This is a genomic window from Mesorhizobium sp. M0518, assembly GCF_040321125.1.
Classification (GTDB): domain Bacteria; phylum Pseudomonadota; class Alphaproteobacteria; order Rhizobiales; family Rhizobiaceae; genus Mesorhizobium.
In genome coordinates this window covers 115,401-138,577 of record NZ_JAMYQY010000008.1, presented here as the reverse complement: position 1 = coordinate 138,577, position 23,177 = coordinate 115,401, and the positions used below count along the sequence as shown (strand labels likewise).

General features: G+C 63.5%; 27 protein-coding genes. 11 read left to right on the top strand and 16 right to left on the bottom strand.

Annotation, left to right across the window (positions count from 1 at the left end; translation table 11 throughout):
- The first annotated feature begins 9 nt into the window (after positions 1-9).
- Positions 10-1,509 (top strand): amidase, encoded by a 1,500-nt coding sequence (locus NKI66_RS13945; protein WP_352751944.1) that lies wholly within the window; start codon positions 10-12, stop codon positions 1,507-1,509.
- A 160-nt stretch (positions 1,510-1,669) separates the two neighbouring features.
- Positions 1,670-2,563, top strand: a complete 894-nt coding sequence (gene argB, locus NKI66_RS13940) for an acetylglutamate kinase (RefSeq protein WP_013528489.1) — start codon at positions 1,670-1,672, stop codon at positions 2,561-2,563.
- Positions 2,564-2,571: 8 nt separating this feature from the next.
- Here the strand turns inward: argB and bchE are convergent, their stop codons facing one another.
- Positions 2,572-4,140: a magnesium-protoporphyrin IX monomethyl ester anaerobic oxidative cyclase gene (gene bchE / locus NKI66_RS13935; protein WP_352751942.1), complete on the bottom strand. Its 1,569-nt coding sequence runs from the start codon at positions 4,138-4,140 to the stop codon at positions 2,572-2,574.
- Positions 4,141-4,256: 116 nt separating this feature from the next.
- Positions 4,257-4,733 carry an Lrp/AsnC family transcriptional regulator gene (locus NKI66_RS13930; protein ID WP_023810775.1) on the bottom strand — a complete coding sequence of 159 codons (477 nt, stop codon included), beginning with the start codon at positions 4,731-4,733 and terminating at the stop codon, positions 4,257-4,259.
- A gap of 138 nt (positions 4,734-4,871) precedes the next feature.
- Here NKI66_RS13930 and phhA point away from each other — a divergent pair, with 138 nt between their 5' ends.
- Positions 4,872-5,708 carry a phenylalanine 4-monooxygenase gene (gene phhA / locus NKI66_RS13925; RefSeq protein ID WP_031213067.1) on the top strand — a complete coding sequence of 279 codons (837 nt, stop codon included), beginning with the start codon at positions 4,872-4,874 and terminating at the stop codon, positions 5,706-5,708.
- A 20-nt stretch (positions 5,709-5,728) separates the two neighbouring features.
- Here the strand turns inward: phhA and NKI66_RS13920 are convergent, their stop codons facing one another.
- From NKI66_RS13920 to NKI66_RS13910, 3 genes are all read right to left on the bottom strand, one after another.
- Complete coding sequence (locus tag NKI66_RS13920) at positions 5,729-7,168, bottom strand: GMC oxidoreductase (RefSeq protein ID WP_023810773.1); 1,440 nt, start codon at positions 7,166-7,168, stop codon at positions 5,729-5,731.
- A complete protein-coding gene (locus NKI66_RS13915) occupies positions 7,165-7,341 on the bottom strand; it encodes a hypothetical protein (protein WP_023810772.1) in 177 nt (58 codons plus the stop codon). The genes NKI66_RS13920 and NKI66_RS13915 overlap by 4 nt, the downstream gene beginning before the upstream one ends.
- Positions 7,342-7,536: 195 nt before the next feature.
- Positions 7,537-8,298: a GGDEF domain-containing protein gene (locus NKI66_RS13910; RefSeq protein WP_023810771.1), complete on the bottom strand. Its 762-nt coding sequence runs from the start codon at positions 8,296-8,298 to the stop codon at positions 7,537-7,539.
- 160 nt (positions 8,299-8,458) lie between these two features.
- On the opposite strand from NKI66_RS13910, the gene NKI66_RS13905 reads away from it, so the two are divergent.
- Entirely contained in the window at positions 8,459-9,184 is a 726-nt protein-coding gene (locus NKI66_RS13905) for a pyrimidine 5'-nucleotidase (protein WP_023810770.1), read from the top strand.
- Positions 9,185-9,265: 81 nt separating this feature from the next.
- On the opposite strand, the gene NKI66_RS13900 is transcribed toward NKI66_RS13905, so the two are convergent.
- The gene (locus NKI66_RS13900; RefSeq protein ID WP_023810769.1) at positions 9,266-10,111 is read right to left on the bottom strand and encodes an LOG family protein; all 846 of its coding nucleotides are present in this window, start codon (positions 10,109-10,111) and stop codon (positions 9,266-9,268) included.
- 226 nt (positions 10,112-10,337) lie between these two features.
- Here NKI66_RS13900 and dapD point away from each other — a divergent pair, with 226 nt between their 5' ends.
- The 4 genes from dapD (at position 10,338) to NKI66_RS13880 (ending at position 12,784) form a co-directional block, all read left to right on the top strand.
- Positions 10,338-11,192 (top strand): 2,3,4,5-tetrahydropyridine-2,6-dicarboxylate N-succinyltransferase, encoded by an 855-nt coding sequence (gene dapD, locus NKI66_RS13895; RefSeq protein ID WP_023810768.1) that lies wholly within the window; start codon positions 10,338-10,340, stop codon positions 11,190-11,192.
- Between the two features lie 72 nt (positions 11,193-11,264).
- A complete protein-coding gene (locus NKI66_RS13890; RefSeq protein ID WP_023810767.1) occupies positions 11,265-11,627 on the top strand; it encodes a DUF805 domain-containing protein in 363 nt (120 codons plus the stop codon).
- Positions 11,620-11,997 carry a DUF805 domain-containing protein gene (locus NKI66_RS13885; protein WP_023810766.1) on the top strand — a complete coding sequence of 126 codons (378 nt, stop codon included), beginning with the start codon at positions 11,620-11,622 and terminating at the stop codon, positions 11,995-11,997. Before NKI66_RS13890 ends, NKI66_RS13885 begins: the two co-directional genes overlap by 8 nt.
- Positions 11,998-12,010: 13 nt before the next feature.
- Complete coding sequence (locus tag NKI66_RS13880; protein WP_023810765.1) at positions 12,011-12,784, top strand: hypothetical protein; 774 nt, start codon at positions 12,011-12,013, stop codon at positions 12,782-12,784.
- Here NKI66_RS13880 and NKI66_RS13875 read toward each other — a convergent pair.
- On the bottom strand, positions 12,687-13,727 hold the full coding sequence (locus NKI66_RS13875) for a 2-dehydropantoate 2-reductase (RefSeq protein WP_023810764.1): 1,041 nt from the start codon (positions 13,725-13,727) through the stop codon (positions 12,687-12,689). The genes NKI66_RS13880 and NKI66_RS13875 overlap by 98 nt on opposite strands.
- 127 nt (positions 13,728-13,854) lie before the next feature.
- On the opposite strand from NKI66_RS13875, the gene dapE reads away from it, so the two are divergent.
- Together dapE and NKI66_RS13865 are read left to right on the top strand one after the other, a co-directional pair.
- Entirely contained in the window at positions 13,855-15,048 is a 1,194-nt protein-coding gene (dapE, locus tag NKI66_RS13870; RefSeq protein WP_023810763.1) for a succinyl-diaminopimelate desuccinylase, read from the top strand.
- Between the two features lie 5 nt (positions 15,049-15,053).
- A complete protein-coding gene (locus tag NKI66_RS13865) occupies positions 15,054-15,689 on the top strand; it encodes a hypothetical protein (protein WP_023810762.1) in 636 nt (211 codons plus the stop codon).
- Here NKI66_RS13865 and truA read toward each other — a convergent pair.
- The 6 genes from truA to def all read right to left on the bottom strand — a co-directional run bounded on the left by truA (position 15,656) and on the right by def (position 19,377).
- Positions 15,656-16,426, bottom strand: a complete 771-nt coding sequence (gene truA, locus NKI66_RS13860) for a tRNA pseudouridine(38-40) synthase TruA (RefSeq protein WP_023810761.1) — start codon at positions 16,424-16,426, stop codon at positions 15,656-15,658. The genes NKI66_RS13865 and truA overlap by 34 nt on opposite strands.
- Positions 16,427-16,547: 121 nt before the next feature.
- Positions 16,548-17,054 (bottom strand): GNAT family N-acetyltransferase, encoded by a 507-nt coding sequence (locus NKI66_RS13855; protein WP_023810760.1) that lies wholly within the window; start codon positions 17,052-17,054, stop codon positions 16,548-16,550.
- Positions 17,051-18,004: a methionyl-tRNA formyltransferase gene (gene fmt / locus NKI66_RS13850; protein ID WP_023810759.1), complete on the bottom strand. Its 954-nt coding sequence runs from the start codon at positions 18,002-18,004 to the stop codon at positions 17,051-17,053. Before fmt ends, NKI66_RS13855 begins: the two co-directional genes overlap by 4 nt.
- A 43-nt stretch (positions 18,005-18,047) precedes the next feature.
- Positions 18,048-18,464 carry a type II toxin-antitoxin system VapC family toxin gene (locus tag NKI66_RS13845; RefSeq protein ID WP_023810758.1) on the bottom strand — a complete coding sequence of 139 codons (417 nt, stop codon included), beginning with the start codon at positions 18,462-18,464 and terminating at the stop codon, positions 18,048-18,050.
- Positions 18,465-18,469: 5 nt separating this feature from the next.
- The gene (locus tag NKI66_RS13840) at positions 18,470-18,730 is read right to left on the bottom strand and encodes a hypothetical protein (protein ID WP_023810757.1); all 261 of its coding nucleotides are present in this window, start codon (positions 18,728-18,730) and stop codon (positions 18,470-18,472) included.
- Positions 18,731-18,846: 116 nt separating this feature from the next.
- Positions 18,847-19,377: a peptide deformylase gene (gene def / locus NKI66_RS13835; protein WP_023810756.1), complete on the bottom strand. Its 531-nt coding sequence runs from the start codon at positions 19,375-19,377 to the stop codon at positions 18,847-18,849.
- A 103-nt stretch (positions 19,378-19,480) separates the two neighbouring features.
- On the opposite strand from def, the gene NKI66_RS13830 reads away from it, so the two are divergent.
- Positions 19,481-20,752, top strand: a complete 1,272-nt coding sequence (locus NKI66_RS13830) for a DNA recombination protein RmuC (RefSeq protein WP_023810755.1) — start codon at positions 19,481-19,483, stop codon at positions 20,750-20,752.
- A gap of 20 nt (positions 20,753-20,772) precedes the next feature.
- Here NKI66_RS13830 and NKI66_RS13825 read toward each other — a convergent pair whose 3' ends face one another.
- The 3 genes from NKI66_RS13825 to NKI66_RS13815 form a co-directional block, all read right to left on the bottom strand.
- Entirely contained in the window at positions 20,773-21,177 is a 405-nt protein-coding gene (locus NKI66_RS13825; protein WP_023810754.1) for a GFA family protein, read from the bottom strand.
- Between the two features lie 62 nt (positions 21,178-21,239).
- Positions 21,240-22,205 (bottom strand): cation diffusion facilitator family transporter, encoded by a 966-nt coding sequence (locus NKI66_RS13820; RefSeq protein WP_023810753.1) that lies wholly within the window; start codon positions 22,203-22,205, stop codon positions 21,240-21,242.
- A 143-nt stretch (positions 22,206-22,348) separates the two neighbouring features.
- On the bottom strand, positions 22,349-23,158 hold the full coding sequence (locus tag NKI66_RS13815) for a transglutaminase-like domain-containing protein (protein ID WP_023810752.1): 810 nt from the start codon (positions 23,156-23,158) through the stop codon (positions 22,349-22,351).
- Positions 23,159-23,177 lie beyond the last annotated feature (19 nt).

Below are 23,177 nucleotides of genomic sequence, written 5' to 3'. Positions count from 1 at the left end.
GGAGCGCGCATGTCGGTCGAACGGATCCTTTGGGAAGAAGATGCCACGGGCCTCGCCAATCTGGTCCGCAAGGGCGACGTTTCGGCCGTCGAGCTGACCGACACCGCGATTGCCCGCGCCGAGGCCACCCGTCCCGACATCAATGCCACGGCCGAACCGCTCTACGATGCCGCCCGGGCCCGCGCCAAGACCATCGACCGCTCGCTGCCGCTGGCCGGTGTTCCCTTCGCCATCAAGGATCTCGGCATCGCCATCAAGGGCGTGCCGACGCATGGCGGCAGCCGCATTCCGGCCTGGCTGGCCGATGTCAATTCGGTGCTGACCGACCGCTATCTCGCCGCCGGGCTTATTCCGATCGTCACCTCGGCATCGCCGGAGCACGGGCTTCGATTGATGACCGAATCCAGGGCCTTTGGCATCACCCGCAATCCGTGGAACACCGGCCATACCAGCGGCGGCTCTTCGGGCGGTTCGGCAGCCTTGGTCGCAGCCGGCGTCGTGCCGGTGGCGCATGCCTCCGATGGCGGCGGCTCGATCCGCGTGCCTGCCGCCTGCACCGGGCTTGTCGGCTTGAAAACATCGCGCGGCCGCACACCGCTGACGCCGCTGGTGAGCGAAAGCTGGTACGGCATGGTCGTCGACCATGCGCTCACCCGTTCGGCGCGCGATTGCGCGCTGCTGCTCGACCTCATCCACGGGCCCGATCCTCTGTCGCCCTATGCCGCGCCGCCGCCGAAAGGCACGTTCGCGGCTGCCGCCGCGCGCGATCCCGGCAAGCTCAGCCTGGCCGTGTACCGCAAATCCCCGCTTGGCCTGCCGATCTCGGACGAGACGCTCAAGGCGCTCGACAAGGCGGTGGCGCTTGCCCGCGAGGGCGGCCACACGGTCGAAGAGATCGACCTGCCCTTTATCGGCCGCGATTTCTTCGCCGATTTCTGCAGGACGGTTGCCTCCGCCGTTGCCGGCACGATGCGGGCCGAAGCGCTGCGTGTCGGGCGCTCCGTTACCGGCGACATCGAGCGGGCGACGCGCGTGCTCGCCCGCTTCGGCGAACTGGTGTCGGCGGGCGAGACCTATGCCGACCTGCAGCGGCTGCATGCCGCCTCGCGACGGCTGATTTCGGAGACTGCGCGGTATGACGCCGTGCTGATGCCGGTCATTGCCCACCCGCCGCTCGCCTGCGGCGCCATGGATCCGAAAGGCGCCGACGAACTCATCGAGAACCTGCTCGACAAGCTTCATCTGACGCCCTTGCTGAAGCTGAAGCCGTTCTTCGGCCAGCTGATGGACAAGAGCCTCTGGTTCACCCATTGGCCGGCGATCCAGAATGTCAGCGGCCAGCCGTCGATCGCGCTGCCGGTCCATGTCACTGACGCCGGCCTGCCGCTCGGCGTCCAGGCGGCCGGCCGTCCGGGCGACGAGGAGACGCTTTTGTCGCTCGCCGCGCAGATGGAGAAGATCTCGGGTTGGCTGGGCCGCAGGGCGCCGCTGTTGGTGCCGACACGATGACGAGGTCGTGAAGCGCTCGAATATGACAGCAAAGCCATTTGCGGGCGGCGCCAATTCCCGCTAAGACGCCGCCGTCCTTACCTGATGCATGTCGCCCAAAAGTGTCCAGCGGTTTTTGGGACAACGACATGCTTAAAATAAAAAGCCGGGAACCAAGCCGATGACGGAAATAACCGCCACCGCCGAAATGCAGGCAGCCCTGTTGTCACGGGCTCTGCCCTACATGCAGCGTTACGAGCACAAGACGGTCGTGGTGAAATATGGCGGCCATGCCATGGGCGACATCGAGCTTGGCAAGGCCTTCGCGCGCGACATCGCGCTGCTCAAGCAGTCCGGCGTCAACCCGATCGTCGTCCACGGCGGCGGCCCGCAGATCGGCGCCATGCTGGCCAAGATGGGCATCGAATCGAAGTTCGAGGGCGGCCTGCGCGTCACCGACCAGAAGACGGTCGAGATCGTCGAAATGGTGCTGGCCGGTTCGATCAACAAGGAGATCGTCGCGCTGATCAACGCCGAGGGCGAATGGGCGATCGGCCTGTGCGGCAAGGACGGCAACATGGTGTTCGCCGAAAAGGCCCGCAAGACCATGATCGACCCGGACTCCAACATCGAGCGCGTGCTCGATCTCGGCTTCGTCGGCGAGCCGGTCGAGGTCGACCGCACCTTGCTCGATCTTCTGGCACGCTCCGAGATGATTCCGGTGCTGGCGCCGGTGGCGCCAGGACGCGACGGCCACACCTACAACATCAATGCCGACACCTTCGCCGGCGCCATTGCCGGCGCCTGCCAGGCGACGCGCCTGCTGTTCCTCACCGACGTGCCGGGTGTGCTCGACAAGAACAAGAAGCTGATCGACGAACTGACCGTGGCCGAGGCCAAGGCGCTGATCAAGGACGGCACGGTCTCGGGCGGCATGATCCCCAAGGTCGAGACCTGCATCGAAGCGATCGAACGCGGTGTCGAAGGCGTCGTCATCCTCAACGGCAAGACGCCGCATGCGGTGCTGCTGGAACTGTTCACCGAGCATGGTGCCGGCACGCTGATCGTGCCCTGAGGGGCTCTTCAGCCGGCTAACTTTTTCGCCTCGGAATCTTCAATATTGCCGATGATGGGAATGGCAGGCTTTCTGGCCGGGCGTCGAACGGACATCGATTCCTCTTCGGCGTCCTGCGGCGCGCCCCAGAATTCGGCCAGCGTCGGGCCGTCTTTCACCCTGATGTCGCGGACCAGAAAGCCCCAGACCTCGCGGAACCAGACGCGGCGGCCCATTTGCGTGTACCAGCGCATCGAATGGCGCTGCTCGGGATCCTTGTGGAACAGGATGCGCGCCAGCGCCTTCGGCCGCGACTGCACAGCCAGCTCGATCAGCTTGACGCTGAAGAACAGCATCCACGGTTTCAGCCGCGTCATCTGCAGCACCTGGTGCTTGTAGTCCCACAGGCGCGCGTCCTGCTGGATCACCTTGCGATCCCGCGCGATGCGGAAGAACGGCGTCCAGCGATGCGGCGTCACATACAGTGCCTGGATCTGGTCCGGGTCGTAGGCGATGAGCTGCCGGAAGCCGCGCCACAGGTCGCGAAACCCTTCGTCCTCGAAGCCGGCCACCCAGGTCGCCATAGACAGGATGCCGTTGAGGCGCAGCAGCCTTATCGCCTCGCGGTCGGATGAGATGCTGCCGCCCTTGCGGATCAATTGCAGCGTCTGCTCGTCGGTGTTTTCCATGCCGAGCAGCCAGCGGATGACACCGGCCTTGCGGTAGAGATGCAGGATGTCGGCATCGCGCACGATGTCGTCGGCGCGGGTCGAACCGACGATCAGCACCGGCACGTTCTCGGCGATCAGGGCGTCGAGGAAGGCCCGCCAGGCCTTCTTCGAGACCGTCGGATTCTCGTCGGCGAGATTGATCAGCTCGACGCCGTGCTCGCGGTGCAGCCAGGCGATCTCCCTGGCGAACTTCACTGGGTCGCGATGCCGCCATCGGGTCCAGAAGCCGCGCTGGCCGCAATAGTTGCACAGATGCGGACAGCCGCGCGAAAACTGCATGACCACGGCCCGCTTGCCGCCCCAGTAACTGTACCGCGAGTGCTCAATCAGCTCCCAGCCGACGCGGTAGGCGTCGAGGTCGGCAATGGTCATGGCCGGTTGCGTGGCGACGGGACGGCTGAGATCGTCGCGATAGGCGATGCCGGCCACGCTCGCCGGTGGCTGGCGCATTTCCAGCGCCTCGACCAGCGCCACGACGGTCGCTTCGCCCTCGCCGCGCACGATGAAGTCGAATGTATCCGTTGCGGACAGGATGTCGCGCCAATGATAGGTGGGGAAAACGCCGCCATAGATGATGATGGTCGCCGGCTCCCGCTGCTTGATCTGCTCAGCGATCAGCAAGGCGGTCGGATGCGCCGAGGTCGAGCCGGAATGGCCGATCAGGACGAAGTCGGGGTGGTCCTCCAGTGCGTTGCGCACGACGTCATCGAGCGGCATCGGCCCGAACTCGGCGTCGACGAGCCGTACTTCGTGCCCGGCATCGATCAGCGGCCCGCCGATCGCCAGCAGGCCGAGCGGCGGCAAATGATCGTCGGGCACGCGGCTGCCGATGGCGGTGTGCGGCGGATTGATCAGGACGATTTTCATGGCGGACCTCTTGGGCATTTGGTCCGCGCAAGCTGGCCGGCGATGTGGACACGCGCTTGGCCCGTTTCAGCAGTTTGCGTGCAGTTTTTCCCCAAGGAGTGCGAAGGCAGGCATTGTCACCGCCGGAGGTGGGCGAGCGGCACGTGGCCGGGTCCCTTGATGTTCTGCAGCACGAGCTGGGTGTGGACGTCGCGCACGCCGTCGAGCCGCATCAGCCGATGCATGACGAAGGCGTTGAGCTCGTCGACCGACGGCACCATGACATGCAGCAGGAAATCATGGTCGCCGGTCATCGTCCAGCACGACGACACCTCGTCCATGCGCTGCACGGCGGCGATGAAGCTTTCGGGAGAGCCGTCGCTGTGGCTCACCAGGCGCACCTGGATGAACACCTCGACCATCAGGCCGACCGCGCGGCGGCTGATCACCGCGGCAAAACCCTTGATGATGCCGGCATCCTGCAGCGCCTCGAAACGCCGCGCGCACGGCGTCGTCGACAGGCCGATCTCTTGCGCCAGTTCGGAAACCGGCTTGCGCCCGTCGCGCTGCAGGACATCGAGCATCTTGATCTCGAAATCGTCGAACTGAGGCATTTTCACTCCGAGAGAGGGTTTTGTGAGTGGATATTATCTCGAATATTCCGTTCGAGCCATCATCAAAACCGATTTCCCTCGGCAAATCCGGGTAGCCTTTCGGCACGTCTGCCATTCATGATTTGCGAGGAGAAAACCATGACGACGATGAGCGTTGCCGAATACGCCCGCGACTGCGCGGCGCAAGGATTGCGCGGTGACTATTCGGTCTGCCGTGCCGATTTCACCGTGTCGCAGGGTTACGATTACAGCGAAGAAGAGCAGGCGGTCTGGCGCACGCTGTGCGACCGCCAGACCAAGTTGACGCGCAAGCTCGCCCACCATTCCTATCTCGACGGCGTCGAAAAACTCGGCCTGCTCGACCGTATTCCCGATTTCGACGAGGTCAGCGCCAAGCTGCGCAAACTGACCGGTTGGCAGATCGTCGCGGTGCCGGGGCTCATTCCCGCGGCCCCGTTTTTCGATCATCTCGCCGATCGCCGCTTCCCGGTCACCAACTGGCTGCGGACCAGGCAGGAGCTCGACTACATTGTCGAGCCCGACATGTTCCATGATTTCTTCGGCCACGTGCCGGCGCTGTCGCAACCGGTGTTCGCCGATTTCATGCAGATGTATGGCGAGAAGGCCGGCGACATCATCGCGCTGGGTGGCGACGAGATGATTTCCCGGCTCTACTGGTACACGGCCGAATATGGCCTGATGCAGGAGGCCGGCCAGCCGCTAAAGGCCTTTGGCGCCGGCCTGATGTCGTCGTTTACCGAGCTGCAGTTCGCGGTCGAAGGCAAGGACGCCCACCACGTGCCCTTCGACCTGGAAACGGTGATGCGCACCGGCTACGAGATCGACAAGTTCCAGCGCGCCTATTTCGTGCTGCCGTCCTTCGACGCCTTGCGCGATGCCTTCCAGACCGCCGATTTCGCGGCGATCGTCGCCCGGCGTAAGGACCAGCCGGCGCTCGACCCGGCGACGTTATAGCGAGCACGTTGCCGCAGACGTCAGGCGGTGACCACCTTGCTCAGATGATCGCCCAGCCGGCAGGCCAGCGCGGTGATTGTCGTCGTCGGGTTGCATTGACCTGACGTGCAGAACACCGAGGAGCCGCCGACATAGAGATTGTCCATGCCGTGCATCTTGCAGTTGGCGTCGACAACACTTTTGGTGACGTCGGTGCCCATGCGCGTGCCGCCCATGTGATGATGGCCCGCCGTCTCGTCGTTGGTGGGATAGTCCTGGCCGTTGCTGATCCAATCGGCAATGCGCACGCGGCCGAGATTCTTCTCGATCAGTGTCTTGCCGAACAATCTGAGCCCTTCGAGCAGTGTGCGGCGCTCCATTTCCGATTTCTTCCAGTGTAGCTCGATGCGCGGCACGCCGGCGTGGTCGACATCGGTCTTCGACAACTCGATCTGGTTGGATGCCAGCGGCGCCTGTTCCCAGGCGACGTAGAGCTGGGCGGCGCAACGCAGCCTCTGGCTGAGCTTGGAGGACATCCACTCGGCCATGTCGGGCGCCGTGCAGGCGAGGTCGGCGATAAGGCTCTTGACGCCGGGATACGGCGTCTCGATCAGCCGGATGCCAAAATTCATGATCTGCAGCCGCTCCATGGCGGCAAGTGTCGGCGAGAAGAAGGCCTCGTTGACGGCATCGACCTCGAACGCGTTGTAGTCGGTCAGGATGGCATTGCCGCCCTCGAAGGTCGGATGCTCCATCCAGTAGCGGCCAAGCGCCGTCGCATTCGGCACGACGCCGCCGTTCGAGCGCTGGTTGGACCACAGAAGCAGCCGCGAATTCTCCAGCCCACCGGTGCAGACGATGAAATAGTCGGCGCTGAAGGAGCCGGCATCCTGCCCGTTCGACCACAGTCTGGCGCCAGTCACGCGTCTGCCGTCGCCGGCAAGTTCGGTGGCACAAGTGTTGAGCACCACCGCGATGTTCGTGGCCTTGTCGAGTTCATCGCCGAATTTCTCGGCGAAGCGCACGGCCGGGCTCTTGATCAGCTGCACCCAGCGAATGTCGTCCGAGATCGGCATATCGGGCCGGAGGGCCGGAAGGTCGAGAATGTCGCGCACTTCCGGCAGATAGGGTTCGATGTCGGTGCGGCGGATCGGCCAGCCCGTGTCGGGTACCCAGGCCTTCGGCTCGAAATCCTGCTTGTCGAGGACGCGGCACCAGCCTGCCCAGTGGTTGGAACTGCCCCCCATGAACCGCAGCCGGGTTATGTCGAGATCGAAATAGAAATCCCCGACCGTGCTGCCCCGGTAGAAATCCTGCGAGTCGTCGCTGAATTCGCGCGGACCGGCTTCCATCACCACCACCGGAATGCCGGCGGCGCCCAGCTTGCGGGCAATGGTGGTACCGGCCGGGCCGGAGCCGAGGATGCAGACTTTTGGAGTGAAGTTCGCGGCGCGATACGCCTCGTAGCTGTCAAAGATCATGCCAAGTCGCTCCGCTTCAGGATCCAGCCATTGACCTCGACGATCTCGTTCGGGTCGGGCTCTGGATCGGCGGCATCGGCATCAGGCAGCTTGCGGAACAAAGACAGGGCAGGCAATGCGATCAACGCCTGCACGAGCGCGCGGCGTGACATTCTTTTGATGATGAAACTCATGGCTGGTTTCTCGTCTGGGCTTCGGCACTGCATGGGCGTTCCCAGAACGGCAATTCCCGGAACGACACATGCATCACCGTGGAAGCCAGTATCGTGCCAAGTCTGGCCGTGAAGCAGTGAAAACCCGGCTAAGCGGTACAACCGAGTGCAAACAGGGTTAGAGTTTGCTTAACGGGCCGGTTGCGGCAGATCGGATCACGCCGCCTCGGAAATGCCGGTATCGATGATCGTCAGATTGCGGCCCTGGTGCTTGGCCTGGTAGAGGCGCCGGTCGGCGGCGCGCATCAGCTCCGACACACTGGCTTCCTCGCCGCAGATGGTGCCGCCGATGCTGACCGTGAGCGGGATGGTCCGCTCGTCGACGGGCCGGAAGCGGATCAGCTCGACTTCGCGGCGAATGCGCTCGGCGACGCGCTTGGCCTCCTGCTCGGTGGCGCCGATCAGAAAGGCGCCGAACTCCTCGCCGCCGATGCGGCCGAGCACATCGCCGCTGCGCACGCCGCGCTGGATCGCGCTGGCGATCAAAAGCAGCGCGTCATCGCCGGTCAGGTGGCCAAAATTGTCATTGATGGTCTTGAAGTGGTCGGCGTCGATGATCAGCAGCGCGCCGCGATCGGACTTGCGGCGCGAACCGTCAAGCGCGGCAAAGAAACTTTCCCGGTTGAGCATGCCGGTCATGTCGTCGCGGCTCGCCTTTTCCGCCAGTCGGCGATGCGCGGCGGCGAGCTGGGCATGAGCGCGGGCGAGATCGCGATGCGCGTTTTTCAGCCTGTCGCTTTGCCAGAAAGTGCTTGCGCTGGCGGCCCACGCCAGCACCAGCGGACAGAGGGTGGAGGTCAGCCAGATCGTACGATTGACCGGAAATCCCATGGCCGGAACGATGATCAGGGTCAGCAGGAGAGAGGCCGCGACTGAGGCGAAAGCAACGGCGGCGGATCTCAGAATTATGCTGTTCATCGCTTGCTCCCACAAGACTGCCTCTCTGCCAGCAAGCCCTGAAGGCCACCTTTCCCAGATGCCTAAAATTTGAATCGTGAGGCGATTTACGCAACCTCAACGAGCAGAAGTTGTGGATAAAGTCGCTTTCGGAATGCGCGTTTCATGCCATAAGGAGCCTATGACCACGCTCCCTGACCCCGCCCGCTTCGCCCATGTCACCGACTGGGTCTTCGATCTCGACAACACGCTCTATCCGCATCATTCGAATCTGTTCTCGCAGATCGACGTCAAGATGACCGCCTATGTCGGCGAACTGTTGGCATTGCCGCGCGACGATGCGCGCAAGTTGCAGAAGGAACTCTACCGCGAATATGGCACGACGCTGAACGGCCTGATGACACGTCATGGCATCGACCCCGACGATTTCCTCGAGAAGGTCCACGACATCGACTATTCATGGCTGGTGCCCGATCCCGTTCTCGGCACCGCCATCCGCCAGCTTCCGGGCCGCAAGTTCATCTTCACCAATGGCGACCGCAGGCACGCCGAGCGCACCGCGCGCCAACTCGGCATCCTCGACCATTTCGACGACATCTTCGACATCGTCGCCGCCGGGCTCAATCCCAAGCCGGCGCGCCAGACCTACGAGAAGTTCGCCGAACTGCACGCCGTCACCGGCCACAATGCGGTGATGTTCGAAGACCTTGCCCGTAACCTGTCGGTGCCGAAGTCGCTCGGCATGACCACGGTGCTTATCGTGCCGCGCAATTTCGAGCCGACCTTTGCCGAGATCTGGGAGCGCGACCCGGCCAACGAGGATGATGTCGATTTCGTAACCGACGATCTGGCGGGGTTTCTGACGGCGATTGTGGAGGGGGAAGGAAGAGGGGAATTGAAGAATTGAAGAATTGAAGAATGAAGGACGGTCTCCACGGATCAAGTTCCCCAGTTCTTCAATTCACCAGCTCTTCAATTCCCCACTGCCCTACTCCCCCAGCTTGTAGAACCGGCTGATGATCCCCCAGGCTTCGTCGGCGGTGTCGACGAAGTCGATGATGTCCTGATCGCCGGGGCTGATCGTGCCCTGCTCGGCGAGAAAATCGAGATTGATCGCCCGCTTCCAGAAGGATTTGCCGAACAGGATCACCGGCACGCGCTCCATGCGCCCTGTCTGGATCAGGGTCAGCGTCTCGAAGAATTCGTCCATCGTGCCGAAGCCGCCCGGAAACACCGCGACCGCCTTGGCGCGCATGACGAAATGCATCTTGCGGATAGCGAAATAATGGAAGTTGAAGCAGAGCTCCGGCGTCACATAGATGTTCGGCGCCTGCTCGTGCGGCAGGACGATGTTGAGGCCGATCGACGGCGCGCCGACATCGTCGGCGCCGCGGTTTCCCGCTTCCATCACGCCGGGCCCGCCACCGGTCACCACGACATATTCGCGGTAATAGGAGGTAGCCGACTGCTGCGAGCAGAGGCGGGCGAATTTGCGCGCTTCCTCGTAGTATTTGCTGTTTTCCTCGAGGTTCTTCTTCTGCGTCTCGTTCTTGGCCGCCCAGGCCTCGCCGCCGGGTTCCGGCAGGCGCGCGCCGCCGAACAGGATCACCGTCGAACGGATGCCGCGTTCGGCCAGGATCATCTCCGGTTTCAGGAGTTCGAGTTGCAGCCGGACCGCGCGCAACTCGCGCCGCGTCATGAAGTCGGGATCGTTCCAGGCGAGCCGGTAGGTTTCGGCACGCGTCTGCGGCGTGTCCGGCACACTCTTCGACCGCTCCAGATCCTCGTCCGAATGCGGCAGTGGCGTCCAGCCCGCCTTTTCCATAGGTGTCATATGCTCTACCCGTCCAAATTCTTAACTTGCGCCGCCCCATGACGCAGCCGCGATTGACCCTCACCAAGGCTTCACATAAGCAGGTTCCGCAAAAGTGTCCCGCGGTTTTGTGACAAGAACCTGCTACATGCAAAGACGCAAGCATGCGAAGCATGCATGGGGTCCGCGCGACTTTCAAAACAGGTTAAGGCGCAGCCCCTTAACAGCTTGGTAATGGAGCGAATTCATGTCGAAGCCCGATCTGGCGAGCCTCGAAAAGACCATCGAGAAGGCCTTCGAGGAACGCGACGCGATTTCGACTGCGACGCGCGGCGAAACGCGCGATGCCATCCAGTCGGCGCTCGACCTGCTCGACCGCGGCGCCGTCCGCGTCGCCGAGCGGCAGGCCGACGGCAAGTGGCATGTCAACCAGTGGCTGAAGAAGGCCGTGCTGTTGTCCTTCCGGCTCAATCCGATGGAGATCATCAAGGGTGGTCCCGGCGAAGCGATGTGGTGGGACAAGGTGCCGTCGAAGTTCGATGGCTGGGGCGCTGTCGATTTCGAAAAGTCGGGCTTTCGTGCCGTGCCGGGGTCGATCGTGCGTCGCTCGGCCTATATCGCGCCGGGCGCCGTGCTGATGCCGTCCTTCGTCAATGTCGGCGCCTATGTCGATACCGGCACCATGATCGACACCTGGGTCGGGGTAGGCTCCTGTGCCCAGATCGGCAAGAACGTGCATCTTTCCGGCGGCGTCGGCATCGGCGGCGTGCTGGAGCCGATGCAGGCCGGTCCGACCATCATCGAGGACAATTGCTTCATCGGCGCGCGTTCGGAAGTGGTCGAAGGTTGCATCGTGCGCGAAGGCTCGGTGCTCGGCATGGGCGTCTTCATCGGCCAGTCGACCAAGATCGTCGACCGCGCCACCGGCGAGATCTTCTATGGCGAAGTGCCGCCGAATTCCGTCGTCGTCGCCGGAACGATGCCGGGCAAGTCCTTTCCTAACGGCGAGCCAGGTCCGAGCCTCTACTGCGCCGTCATCGTCAAGCGTGTCGACGCCAAGACCCGCTCCAAGACCTCGATCAACGAATTGCTGCGCGATTGATCTTTGCGCAAAGCGAGCGCACCTTCCGCCGGCGCGACAATCGGTCGCGCTGGTTCAACATGGAGGGGTGACATGGACTGGAAGGATCTGCTCACAAGTTTTGATGGTCGCATAACCCGTGGCAAGTTCTGGGCCGCGATTGGCGTTTTCATCGTCATTGGCATCGTTGCCTTTATTCTCGATGCGATTCTCGGTACACGCATCACCACCGCCAGTGGCGCCCAGATCGGCATCATCGGCATTCTCATCGCTCTGGCCTCGATCTATTTCGCACTCGCAGTCTACGCCAAGCGCTGGCATGATCGCGGCAAGTCGGGCTGGTGGAGCCTGATCATGCTGGTGCCGCTCATCGGCCCGATCTGGTTTCTGGTGGAATGCGGCATTCTCGAAGGCGCCAGGGGCGCCAATCAATATGGACCGGACCCGCTTGCCTGACAGATCAGATCTCACCTGGCTTTTCTTCAAAACCTCGGGCCGCGTCAGTCGCGCGGCCTATTTTCTTGGCGGGTTGCTCGTCGCCATCATCCAGGCCTTCCCGCTCTACCGCTTCACGCTAGTGCCGGAAGGTTCGGCCGAGAGCAACATGTGGTCGTTCATCTTCTTCGTCGCCTTCATCGCCTCGCTGTGGTCGAACATCGCCCTGGCGGTGAAGCGGCTGCACGATTTGGACAAGCCGGGCATTGCCGCGCTGATCCTGTTCGTGCCGGTAGTGTCGATCGTCGCCTTCCTTGTGTTGTGCCTGTTTCCGGGGCAGCCTGGACCCAACCGCTATGGCCGGCGCACCAACGAGCCGGAACAATCCTGAGGGCCGATCGGACATGCGCTACCGCACGCTTGATCCGAAGCTGATCATCGAGACCGCGGAACGGCTGGAGACGCGTGTTGCGGAGCGTTTCCCCAAGGCCGGCCTGCGCGGCGTTGCCGCCGAACTGGTCTCGCTGTCGCGCGATCTGGCACAGGGCGCCAAGGCCCTGGAAGCGCCGATCTGGTGGCTGCGCGGCCTCATCGTCGCCGCTGTCGTTGCCGGCGCATTGATGTTCATCTTCGTCGGCACCGTCCTGCCATTCGACCGCATTTCCAAACCCGGTGATGCCGTCCAGTCGGTGCAAGGCATCGAAGCTTCGCTCAACATGTTCATCCTCGCCATTGTCGGATTTCTCGCCTTGATCCGCTCCGAGGAGCGCATCAAGCGCAAGCAGGTCTTTCGCCAGCTGCATGGCCTGCGCTCGCTGATCCACGTCATCGACATGCATCAGCTGACCAAGGATCCGGCGGCGCTGTCGGCCGATTTCAAGCCGACGTCGCATTCGCCCGCCCGCATCACCAATGCCGCCGACCTGGCCCGTTACCTCGATTATTGCTCCGAAATGCTGTCGATCACGGGCAAGATCGCCGCATTGTTCGCACAGTCGGTCAATGACGACGTGGTCATCGACGGCGTCAACGACATCGAGAACCTGGCGTCAAACCTGTCGCGGAAAATCTGGCAGAAGATCACGTTGATCGACGGCCGGCCGGTGCAACAACCTGCTCCGGCGGCAGGCCCGGCGAGCCAAGCCGCTCCGCTTCCGCCGCGCGCACCAAGGCGGTGATCCGCTGAACCGTCGGCACGGGCGTGCCGACCTTCCCCGCCAGCTGCAAGATGGCGCCTTGCAAGTCGTCGATCTCCGTCGGCCGGCCGCGCTGAAGATCGTCCCACATCGACGAGCGCGCCTGCGCGTCGATCGCCAGCATGCGCCGCGCCAGAAGCTTGAACAGCCAGTCAGGCAGCCTGAGCACCTTCGGCAGCAGCGCCGGCCGCAGGCCGGCGATCCGCGCCGGCTCGATGCCGGTCGCTTTCATCGCCGTGAGCGCCTCGTCGATCTGGCTGGCCAGGATCAGCCGCCAGCGCCGATCGGCCAGTTCGGCCGTCAGCGGCAGGCCGGAAAGCGCCACCAGTGCGTTGTTCAAATTCATCAGCAGCTTGCCCCACAGCACAGCCTTCATGTCGCCACGGGTTTCGACCGCAAACCCTTCGACTCCAAGCAGGTCGGCCAAGCCGGCGTCGCCATCCTCGACCATTACCGTGCCGTCGCTGGCGCGGTGAACGCGCAGCGGCAGTTCGCTGTCCGGCGACTGCACCACATTGAACGGCACCATGCCGGCCAGCACCGTACGTCCGGCAAGTTCAGCGCGCAGCCTGTCGGCATTGCCGACACCGTTCTGCAGGCTGATCACCACGGCATCGGGGCGGGCATGGGCCTTGATGAGGTCCGCCATATCCTGGGTGGCGCCGCTCTTGACCGTGACCAGGATCACGTCCGCCGGCGGCAGGGCGACGGCCGGATCGGCGGTGACGACAAGCGCCTCGGGCTTGATCGAGCGATCGGGGCCCTGGAGGTCGCTGACCCGCAATCCACCCTGCCGCAACGCTGCCTCGATGCGAGGCCGAGCCAGCAGAATGACCTCTCGGTTGGCCAGCGCCAGGCAGCCGCCGGCATAGCAGCCGATGCTGCCGGCACCGGCTATGACGATCCGTTTGTGCTTGTCTGCCATCCTGCCGCCCGCGCCGGGTCGCAACTATAAGACATGAAAACCATAATATCGGCGGTATCGCCAGCCATGACGCTGGCCCCTATGTCTGGCCGTGACAGGCCCTGCGCTTTCGACTATCGCTTTTGCCATGACGCTGCCGACCGATCCCGCCGAAAACCTCGCCGCCCTTATCCGTTGCGCTTCGGTGACGCCCGCTGAGGGCGGCGCGCTGACCGCGCTGGAGACGATGCTCAAACCGCTCGGCTTCCTGGTCGATCGGCCGGTGTTTTCCGAAGACGGCACGCCCGATATCGAAAACCTCTATGCAAGGCGCTCCGGCAATGGCCCGCATCTGATGTTCGCCGGACACACCGACGTGGTGCCTGTCGGCGACGAAGCCGCTTGGACGCATCCGCCTTTCGCCGCCGAGATCGCCAATGGCGAGATGTATGGCCGCGGCGCCGTCGACATGAAGGGCGGCATTGCCTGTTTCATCGCCGCCGTGGCGCGCCATGTCGAGGCCAATGGCGGTCCGAAAGGGTCGGTCTCGCTGCTGATCACCGGCGACGAGGAAGGCCCCGCGATCAACGGCACGGTGAAGCTGCTCGAATGGGCGGCTTCGCGGGGCGAGAAATGGGATGCCTCTGTCGTCGGCGAGCCGACCAATCCGGACGCTCTCGGCGACATGATCAAGATCGGCCGCCGCGGCTCGATGTCCGGCGCGGTCACCGTCAATGGCCGCCAGGGCCATGTCGCCTATCCCTTGCTTGCCGACAATCCGGTGCGCGGGCTGATGAGCCTGGTCGACGCCTTGCTGCATCCGGTTTTCGACAAGGGAACCAGGGATTTCCAGCCGACCAATCTGGAGATCACTTCCATCGACGTCGGCAACCCGGCCACCAATGTCATCCCGGCCAAAGCGACCGCGACCTTCAACATCCGCTTCAACGACACCTGGACTGATGAGACCTTGCAGGCCGAGATCCACAACCGGCTCGACCAGGCGGCTAGGCGCAAGAAGTACCGGCAGGGCAAGAAGACGCCGGTCGACTACGAACTCGTCTGGCGCGACCGGCCGAGCCATGTCTTCCTGACACGTGACGACAGGCTGATCGACACGCTGCGCGGCTCGATCAAGTCGGCGGTCGGCAAGGAGCCGACGCTGTCCACCTCCGGTGGAACGTCCGACGCGCGTTTCATCAAGGACTATTGTCCGGTGGTCGAGTTCGGGCTGGTCGGCAAGACAATGCACATGGTCGACGAGCGCGTCGCCATTGCCGATCTCGAAACGCTGACGCAAATTTACCAGCGCTTCATAGAAGACTGGTTCGGACAGGGCTGAACGGCATGCTTTCGGCGGACGAAACCCAAGCTTCGCTGACGGGCGCCTGGCGATTGATGCTCGGCAAGGCCGACGGCCTGCGCCTGCTCGACCTATCGGCCGACGGCTTCTGGAATTCCTTCTTCGCCATTGTCGTTGCAGCACCGGCGCTGATCGTCGGCTGGGTCGGCATCGCCAACGAAATCGGCGATCCCGACGCCTTCGCGGGGCGCTTCAGCATGCTGGTGCGCCTGGCGACGGTCGACATCGGCTCCTGGGTGCTGCCGCTGGTTGCGCTCGCTTTGATCGCGCCGCGCGCCGGCATCGGCGGCCGCTTCGTCCACTACGTCGTCGCCAGCAACTGGGCTTCGGCCATCACCGCCTGGCTGATGCTGCCCTCGGCGCTGATCCGGCTTTTCCTGTCGTCCGCAAGCCAGGCTGCGAGCCTTGTGTCGCTGTTCCTGTTTGCCCTGTCGATGGTGCTGACCTGGCGCATGACCAACGCCACGATCGGCAGGGGCGCATCGGTCGGCACCGCCGTTTTCGTCGGCATGTTCATCGCCTCGCTGCTGGTGCTGTTCGGCCTGCAGACGCTGCTCGGCATCACCGTGCCGGACGATGTCGGAGTTCAGAGCCTGTCCGGGCTCGTCTCGACTGGATAATCGACACCGGTGAGAAACAGCCCGTCGGGCGGCGCCACCTGGCCGCAGGCGGCGCGGTCGTGCGCCTCGAGCGCCGTTTTCAGGTCGGCCGCGCTCCAGCCGCCGTCGCCGACGCGCTTCAGTGAGCCGACCATCGAACGCACCTGGTTGTGCAGGAACGAGCGCGCCGAAGCCCTGACCTCGACTATGTCGCCCTGTCGGCTCACATCGAGCCGTTCCAGCGTCCTGATCGGGCTGTTGGCCTGGCACTGGGTCGAGCGGAAGGTGGTGAAGTCATGCCGTCCGAGCAGGACTTTCGCCGCTTCGTGCATGGCGCCGGCGTCGAGCCGCTTCGGCACCCACCACACCTTGCCCTTGTCGAGCGCGGCCGGGGCACGGCGGTTTAGGATGCGGTAGAGATAGTGGCGGCCGATGGCCGAGAAGCGGGCGTCGAAGCTGTCGGAAACGACCGTCGCTTTCAAGATGGCGATGCGCGCCCCGGCCGCCTGCAGATGGGCGTTGACGGCATCGCGCACCTTGTCGCCCGGCCACGCCTTGACGAGATCGACATGCGCCACCTGCGCTGTCGCATGCACGCCGGCATCGGTGCGGCCGGCGGCGCGCAGCCTGATCGCTTCGCCGCAGAATTTTTCGATCGCCCGCTCGATCGCCTGTTGCACCGAAGGCTGATCCGCCTGGTGCTGCCAGCCGGCAAACAGGCTGCCATCATATTCGATGTCGAGGCGAAAACGCGGCATTTGCGACTAGAGCTCTCGCCTCGGGCAATTCCAGGAAAAGTGTGAAACGGTTTTCCGTTCGGAATTGCGTTCAAACAAAGAGGTAGAGCAGTTCGCCGTTTCCATGAAACGGTGGACTGTTCTAGGCGGCGAGAGCGGTGAAGGCGGAGGCGTATACCAGCCTGCCGGCGTCAGGCGCGTCGCCCCAAGCCAGCGCCTGCAGCGCTTCGCCCTGGTATTCGCTCTCGAAGTTCTCGGCACGCGTGTGGCTATATCCGAAACGCCCGTAATAGGTGGGGTCGCCGAGCACCACGGCCAGCGTTTCGCCGGCATCCCTGAGGCGGATATGCGCCTCGCGGATCAGCGCGCCGCCGATGCCGCTGCCATGGAACGAGGGCTCCACCGCCAGCGGCGCGAGCGCCACGGCGGCGAAGGTCTTGCCGCCATTCTGGACGAACAGCCGCGAAAACAGGATGTGGCCGACCACCTGGCCGTCCTCTTCCGCCACCAGTTCGGCAACAGCGTTGCCGCCAGTCACCAGCGCGTCGACCAGACCGGCCTCCGCCTGCTGGCCGAAAGCGTGTTCCTCGACGAGGCGGATGGCCTCGCGATCCCGCGGCGTTGCCGCGCGTATCGACATCATGCTCATGAGAATTTCAGTCCTTTTTCGATCTTGGCCCCGCGCAGGAATTCCGACGCGGCAGCGGGCTTTCCGCCCGCCCGTTGAACTTCGACCAGCCTGATCGCGCCTGCCCCGCAGGCGACCGTCAGCCGGTCATCGAGAATTCCTCCCGACTCGCCCAACTCTTCCCAAAGCGACAGGCCTTGCGACAGCGTCGAGCGAAGCAGTTTCAGCCGCTCCCGGCGGCCGCCAATTCCTATCTCCGACCAGGCGCCGGGAAAGGGCGACAGGCCGCGAATATGATTGTGGACCTCACTTGCTGAGCGAGTCCAGTCCACGCGAGTCTCGGATTTATCGATTTTCTTGGCGTAGGTCACCCCCTCCACAGCTTGTGTGGTGAATGTCAGGGTGTTCCCTTCCAACCGCGCCAGCGCTTCCACCATCAAGGCAGCACCGACGCTCATCAACCGATCATGCAAATCGCCGGCTGTCATATCGGGTTCGATGGCGCATTTTTCAATCAGCCCGACCGGGCCGGTGTCCAGCCCCTCTTCCATGCGCATCACCATCATGCCGCTTTCCAGGTCGCCGGCCATGATGGCGCGCTGGATAGGCGCGGCACCGCGCCAGCGCGGCAGAAGCGAGGCATGGCCGTTGATGCAGCCGAGCCGGGTCGCCTCCAAAACCGCCTTCGGCAGCAGCAAGCCATAGGCGACGACCACAGCGACGTCGGCCCGCAAGGCACGGAAGGCGGTCTGCTCGGCCTCGCCTTTGAGCGAAACCGGCGCTCGCACCTCGATGCCCAGTCGCTCCGCCTCGCGCTGCACCGGCGACGGTGTCAGCTCCAGCCCGCGCCGTCCGGCAGCGCGCGGCGGCTGGGTATAGACGACTGATATCTCATGGCCAGCCTCGGCGATCGCGCGCAAAGTCGGCACCGAAAACTCCGGCGTGCCCATGAAGATGACGCGAAGGGGCATTTTTCTTCCGAGACCTTCTCTCTACCTGCGCCGGGAAGTCAGCTCAGGCTTCAAACGGGTTTACCAGCTTCAGGTCAAGTCCGTCGAAGTCTCGAACGTTGCGGGTGGCAAGCGTGGCGTCGTGCACCTGGCAGATCGCAGCTATCATCGCGTCCTTGGTTTCGACAGGTCTGCCAGCGAGTCGTCTTGCCGCGGCAATGCGGCCATAGTGTTCTGCGGGCAGATCCCCAAAAACCAGGATCCGACCCGAAAATTCGCCCCGGATCCTCGAAATGCTTTGGAGAAGACCATCCCGCCGGATGGCCTCCTGAACGAGGTAGGCTCCGAAATAGAGCTCTGCAAAAACAATGGTGGAGAGGAAAAGGGTCGCAGGCTCTTGGCCATTCAACCAGTTGAGAACGTTTTTGCTCCGTTGCCGCGATAGCACGTCCGATATGACGTTGGTGTCCAGTATAATCATTTCGGTCAACGGAAATCAGGCGGCCCACGATCGGCCTCACTTCGCGACCTCGCTATTTCCTGAATCTCGTCGCTTGTGAAACGATCATCGCCGACGAGCGAATAGAGGCGATCGCCGACTTTTTCGGCGCCAGCAAATTGTGTTGCAAAACCCTTCTGTATCAAGACGACCGCTTCCTCCGAAAGGCTGCGCCTGTTCAGCCGCGCACTTTCCTCGAGACGCCGTTTCAATTCCGGATTGATCCCACGGATCAGCATGTCACCCATAGACACCTCCTACGTGATATCACTGATATCACAGCAAGTCGGTATTTTCAATCGAAGGTTCGTGAAGCTGAACCGCCGAGGCTGATCGGAGGGGCCGTGCTCCGACAGAGCATGCCCTATCCCACCAGCTTGCCCGGCGCTTTGTCCTTGGCGAGCTTCTTGAATTTCTTCACCACCATGTCGCGCTTCAGCTTCGAGATGTGGTCGATGAACAGGACGCCATTGAGGTGGTCGATCTCATGCTGCAGGCAGGTGGCCATCAGGCCCTCGGCCTCCATCTCCTGCAGCTTGCCGTCGCGGTCGAGATACTTGACCCGTACGGCGGCCGGGCGTTCGACCTCGGCGTAATAATCCGGGATCGACAGGCAGCCTTCCTCGTAGACGGAGCGCGCATCGGCGCTCTCCAGGATTTCCGGATTGATGAAGACATGCGGCGCCGGCGTCTCGTCTTCCTTGGCGAGATCGATCACCAGCAAGCGCAGCGGCTCGCCGATCTGGATTGCCGCCAGACCGATGCCCGGTGCGTCATACATGGTCGCCAGCATGTCGTCGGCTAATTTGCGCAGGGGCGCGTCGACACGCTCCACCGGTTGGGAAACCTGGCGCAGGATGGGGTCGGGAAGGATGATGAGCGGCTTGATCGGCATGGCGTTCCACGTAAGACCTCCAGCGAAAAGCGTCAACCGGTTGGCATGAGGCTCGTTCACGTTTTGATCTGTGCTATCGCGGCGAATCGTCTATGCTGTCCACATGAATGATTTGAGCACCATCCTTTCGGAGCCTGTCGCCCGGCTTGGCGCCACAACCATCACGCTCGGCCATGCGCTGGCCTTCGGCGCTTTGCTGTTTCTGGCCCTGTTCGTGGCGCTGGTCATTGCGCTGTGGCGGTCGGCGAAGGCGCGCGCCGTGGCGGCTGCGGAAGCCGCCGATCATGCCCGCGATGCCGAGGCGCGGATGGCCGGAATTCTGCAAAGCCAGGCCGAAATGCAGGGTCGCATGGGCGCCATTGCGGAAGTGTTCGGCGCACGGCAGGCGGAGCTGACGCAATCGATCGGCCAGCGCCTGGACGCCATGACCGGCCGGCTCGGCCAGACCATGACCGAGCAGACGAAATCCACGCATGAGAGCCTGGCCAAGTTGCAGGAGCGGCTGGCTATCATCGATGTCGCGCAGGGCAACATCCAATCGCTCGCCGGCCAGGTCGTGCAGCTGCAGGCGATCCTCTCCAACAAGCAGACGCGCGGTGCTTTCGGCCAGTCGCGCATGGAGGCGATCGTTGCCGACGGCCTGCCGCATGGCGCCTATGAATTCCAGGCGACGCTGTCGAACGGCAGCCGTCCCGACTGCCTGGTGAAGATGCCGAACGGCGCGCCGTCGCTGGCCATCGACGCCAAGTTTCCGCTCGAGGCCTGGAATGCCATCCGCGCCGCCGACGGCGCCGACCTGCAGAAGGCCGCCTCGCAGGCCTTCCGCCGCGACATCGAGATCCATGTCCGCGATATCTCGGAAAAATACCTGATCCAGGGCGAGACGCAGGACACGGCCTTCATGTTCGTGCCGTCGGAATCGGTGTTCGCCGAGATCCACGAGAATTTCGAGGCGATCGTCCATAAGGCGCACCGTGCCCGAATCGTCATCGTCTCGCCGTCGCTGCTGATGCTGTCGATCCAGGTCATCCAGGCGATCCTCAAGGATGCCCGCATGCGCGAACAGGCGCATCTGATCCAGGGCGAGGTCATTCGGCTGATGGAGGATGTCGCGCGTGTCGATGAGCGGGTGCGCAAGCTGCAGGTCCATTTCGGCCAGTCGGCCAAGGACATCGACGACATCCTGGTTTCGACGTCGAAGGTCACCAAGCGCGGCCAGAAGATCGAAGCGCTGGAGTTCGGCGCGCAGCCCGACGGCGATGCCGCCGCGGACGCAGCGTCACGGGCTCCCGCCGCGAAAGTCGATACTGGCGCGCGCGTTGCCGATTCGAAAACCGGGCAGCTCAGGCTGAGGGTCGTCGAAGGCGACGACTGAGCAGCAGCGCCGGATCCGCCCTACTGCTCTTCCTTGGTCGTCATACCTGGGAATTCCGGCAACCAGGGCAGCGCCGAGCGGTGCCAGCTTTGCCGTCTCGGGACCAGCTGTTCACGTTGCCGCGCCGTGCCGACCCGGATGCCATAAACCTTCGGCCCGTCGCCAACCGATGTCGCGTAGAGATGCGAGCCGCACTCGCCGCAAAAGCCCTGCGCGCGCTTGTCGCCGCTCGATCCTGTCTTGATATAGACCTTTGGCGCACCCTTGGTGATCCGGTAGTGGCCTTCCGGCGCGCCCACGGTCACGCGAAAAGCCGTTCCGGTCAGTTGTTGGCAATCGGTGCAGTGGCAGATTCCGGTGTTCTCCGGGTCGACCTCCGCCTCGTAGGTGATGGCGCCACAATGGCAGCCGCCGTCGATTTTCATCTTCGCTCCTCCAAAGTCCCTTTAATCCTAGCGGGGGAAGACCGTGAGGCAATGGCGCAGCGCTAGTCCAGAGCCGGATCGGATGCGTTCTCGATCAGCCTGCGCCGCTGCTCCCAGGTGCCTGACGTCTGCGGCTTGACGAACAGCCGTGTGATCTCCGGCATCTCCTTCTTCAGCTGCGCCTCCAGGCGCTCGACGCAAGCTTCGATCTCGGGCGCCGTCAAATGGTCCTCGAACTCGATGCTCAGGCCGGCGACGATCTCTGCCGGCCCCATATGGACGGTCAGGACGCCGTTCGCCCGCTGCACCGCCGGATCCTGCTGGGCGATCGCCAGCACCTTCATCTGCACCTCGAGCGAGGCCGGCTCGCCGATCAGCAGGCCCTTGCTTTCGCGGGCCAGGAAGATTGCCGTCGCGCCCAGGATCAGCCCAATGCCGATGGAGGCGGCGCCGTCGAGTTCCGGCATCTCCAGAACTTCCGCCGCCAGGATGCCGGCGAACGCGACGATCAGGCCGAGAAGTGCTGCGCTGTCCTCGAACAGCACGGTGTAGACGCTCGGGTCCTTGCTCGACTGCACCGCCCGCAGCCAGCCCTGCTTGCCCTTCTGCTGGCGGAACTCTTTCAGCGCCACCCACCACGAACTGCCTTCGAACAGGAAGGAAAGGCCGAGCACGATGTAGGTCACCTCGGCGTTGGCGACCGGCTCCGGCGCCATCATATGGATCACGCCTTCGTAGAACGACACGCCGGCGCCCAGCGCGAAGACGAGGAGCGCGACGATGAAGCTCCAGAAGTAGAGTTCCCGGCCGTGACCGAGAGGATGCGTCCGGTCGGCCGGGCGGGCGGCACGGTGCATGCCGTAGAGCAGCAGGCCGCCATTGCCGGTATCGACCAGCGAATGCACGCCCTCCGACAGCATCGCCGAACTGCCGGTAAAGGCGGCGGCGGCGAACTTGGTCAGCGCGATGGCGAAATTGCCGGCGAGCGCCGCGTAGATCACCTTTTTTGAGCCGCCGTGCCCGGCCATGGTGCTGTCCCCATTCGATGCACACCCAGTCTAATGGTCAGATGGAAGAAGCTCCACAGCCACCACAACGTGTGAACCGCTGGCTCGTTCAAAAACGGCGGTCGTTAAAGAGGTTTGTCGTTAGAGACTGGTAGGCAGAACGACTACTCGATGATCTCGCTGGTCCACACCTTGAAGCCGGCAAGCGTTCCCGGCCCGAATATATGGGTCAACGGAACGTCGGCGGCGTCGCGGCCGGAGGCGATCAGGATGCGGCCGATGCGCGGTGCATTGTTGCGCGGGTCGAAGACATGCCAGCGGCCGCCGAGATAGACTTCCATCCAGGCGCAGAAATCCATGCTCGCCCATGGTTTCGGCATACCGATGTCGCTGATGTAGCCGGTGCAATAGCGCGTCGGGATGTTGAGTGCCCGGCAGAAGGTGACCGCGAGATGCGCATAGTCGCGGCACACGCCGCTCTGTTCGCGATAGGCTTCCGCGGCGGTGCGTGTCGGCCGAGCATTGCCGTAGTTGAAGACGATGTGATTGTGGACGAAGTCGCAGACCGCCTGCACGCGCGGAATGCCCAGCGGCGTGTTGCCGAACAGCCGCCACGCTTCATCAGCCAGAAGGTCGCTTTCGCAAAAACGGCTGGGCAGCAGAAACAGCAGCGTGTCCGCCGGCAGATCGCGCACCTCGTGCTGCCAGGCCATCAGGTCGCCCATCTCGAAAGTGCCGGGATCGCGGATCACCGCGTCGGTGCCGAAGGTGAAACGCCCGGGCGGCGCAACGAACCGGTTGCACCAGTTGCCGAAACTGTCGCGATAGCTTTCGATCGGCACCGGCGGGTTGGAGATCAGGAAATCCGGCCGCTCGAGATCGGAGGCACGCGAATAGTGGACATTCAGCATTGCGATGAGCGGCGTTTCCTGCGGAAAGTCGAAGCTCATCTCGCAGCCGATGTGAATTCGCATTGTCGTCCTGACGGCCTGC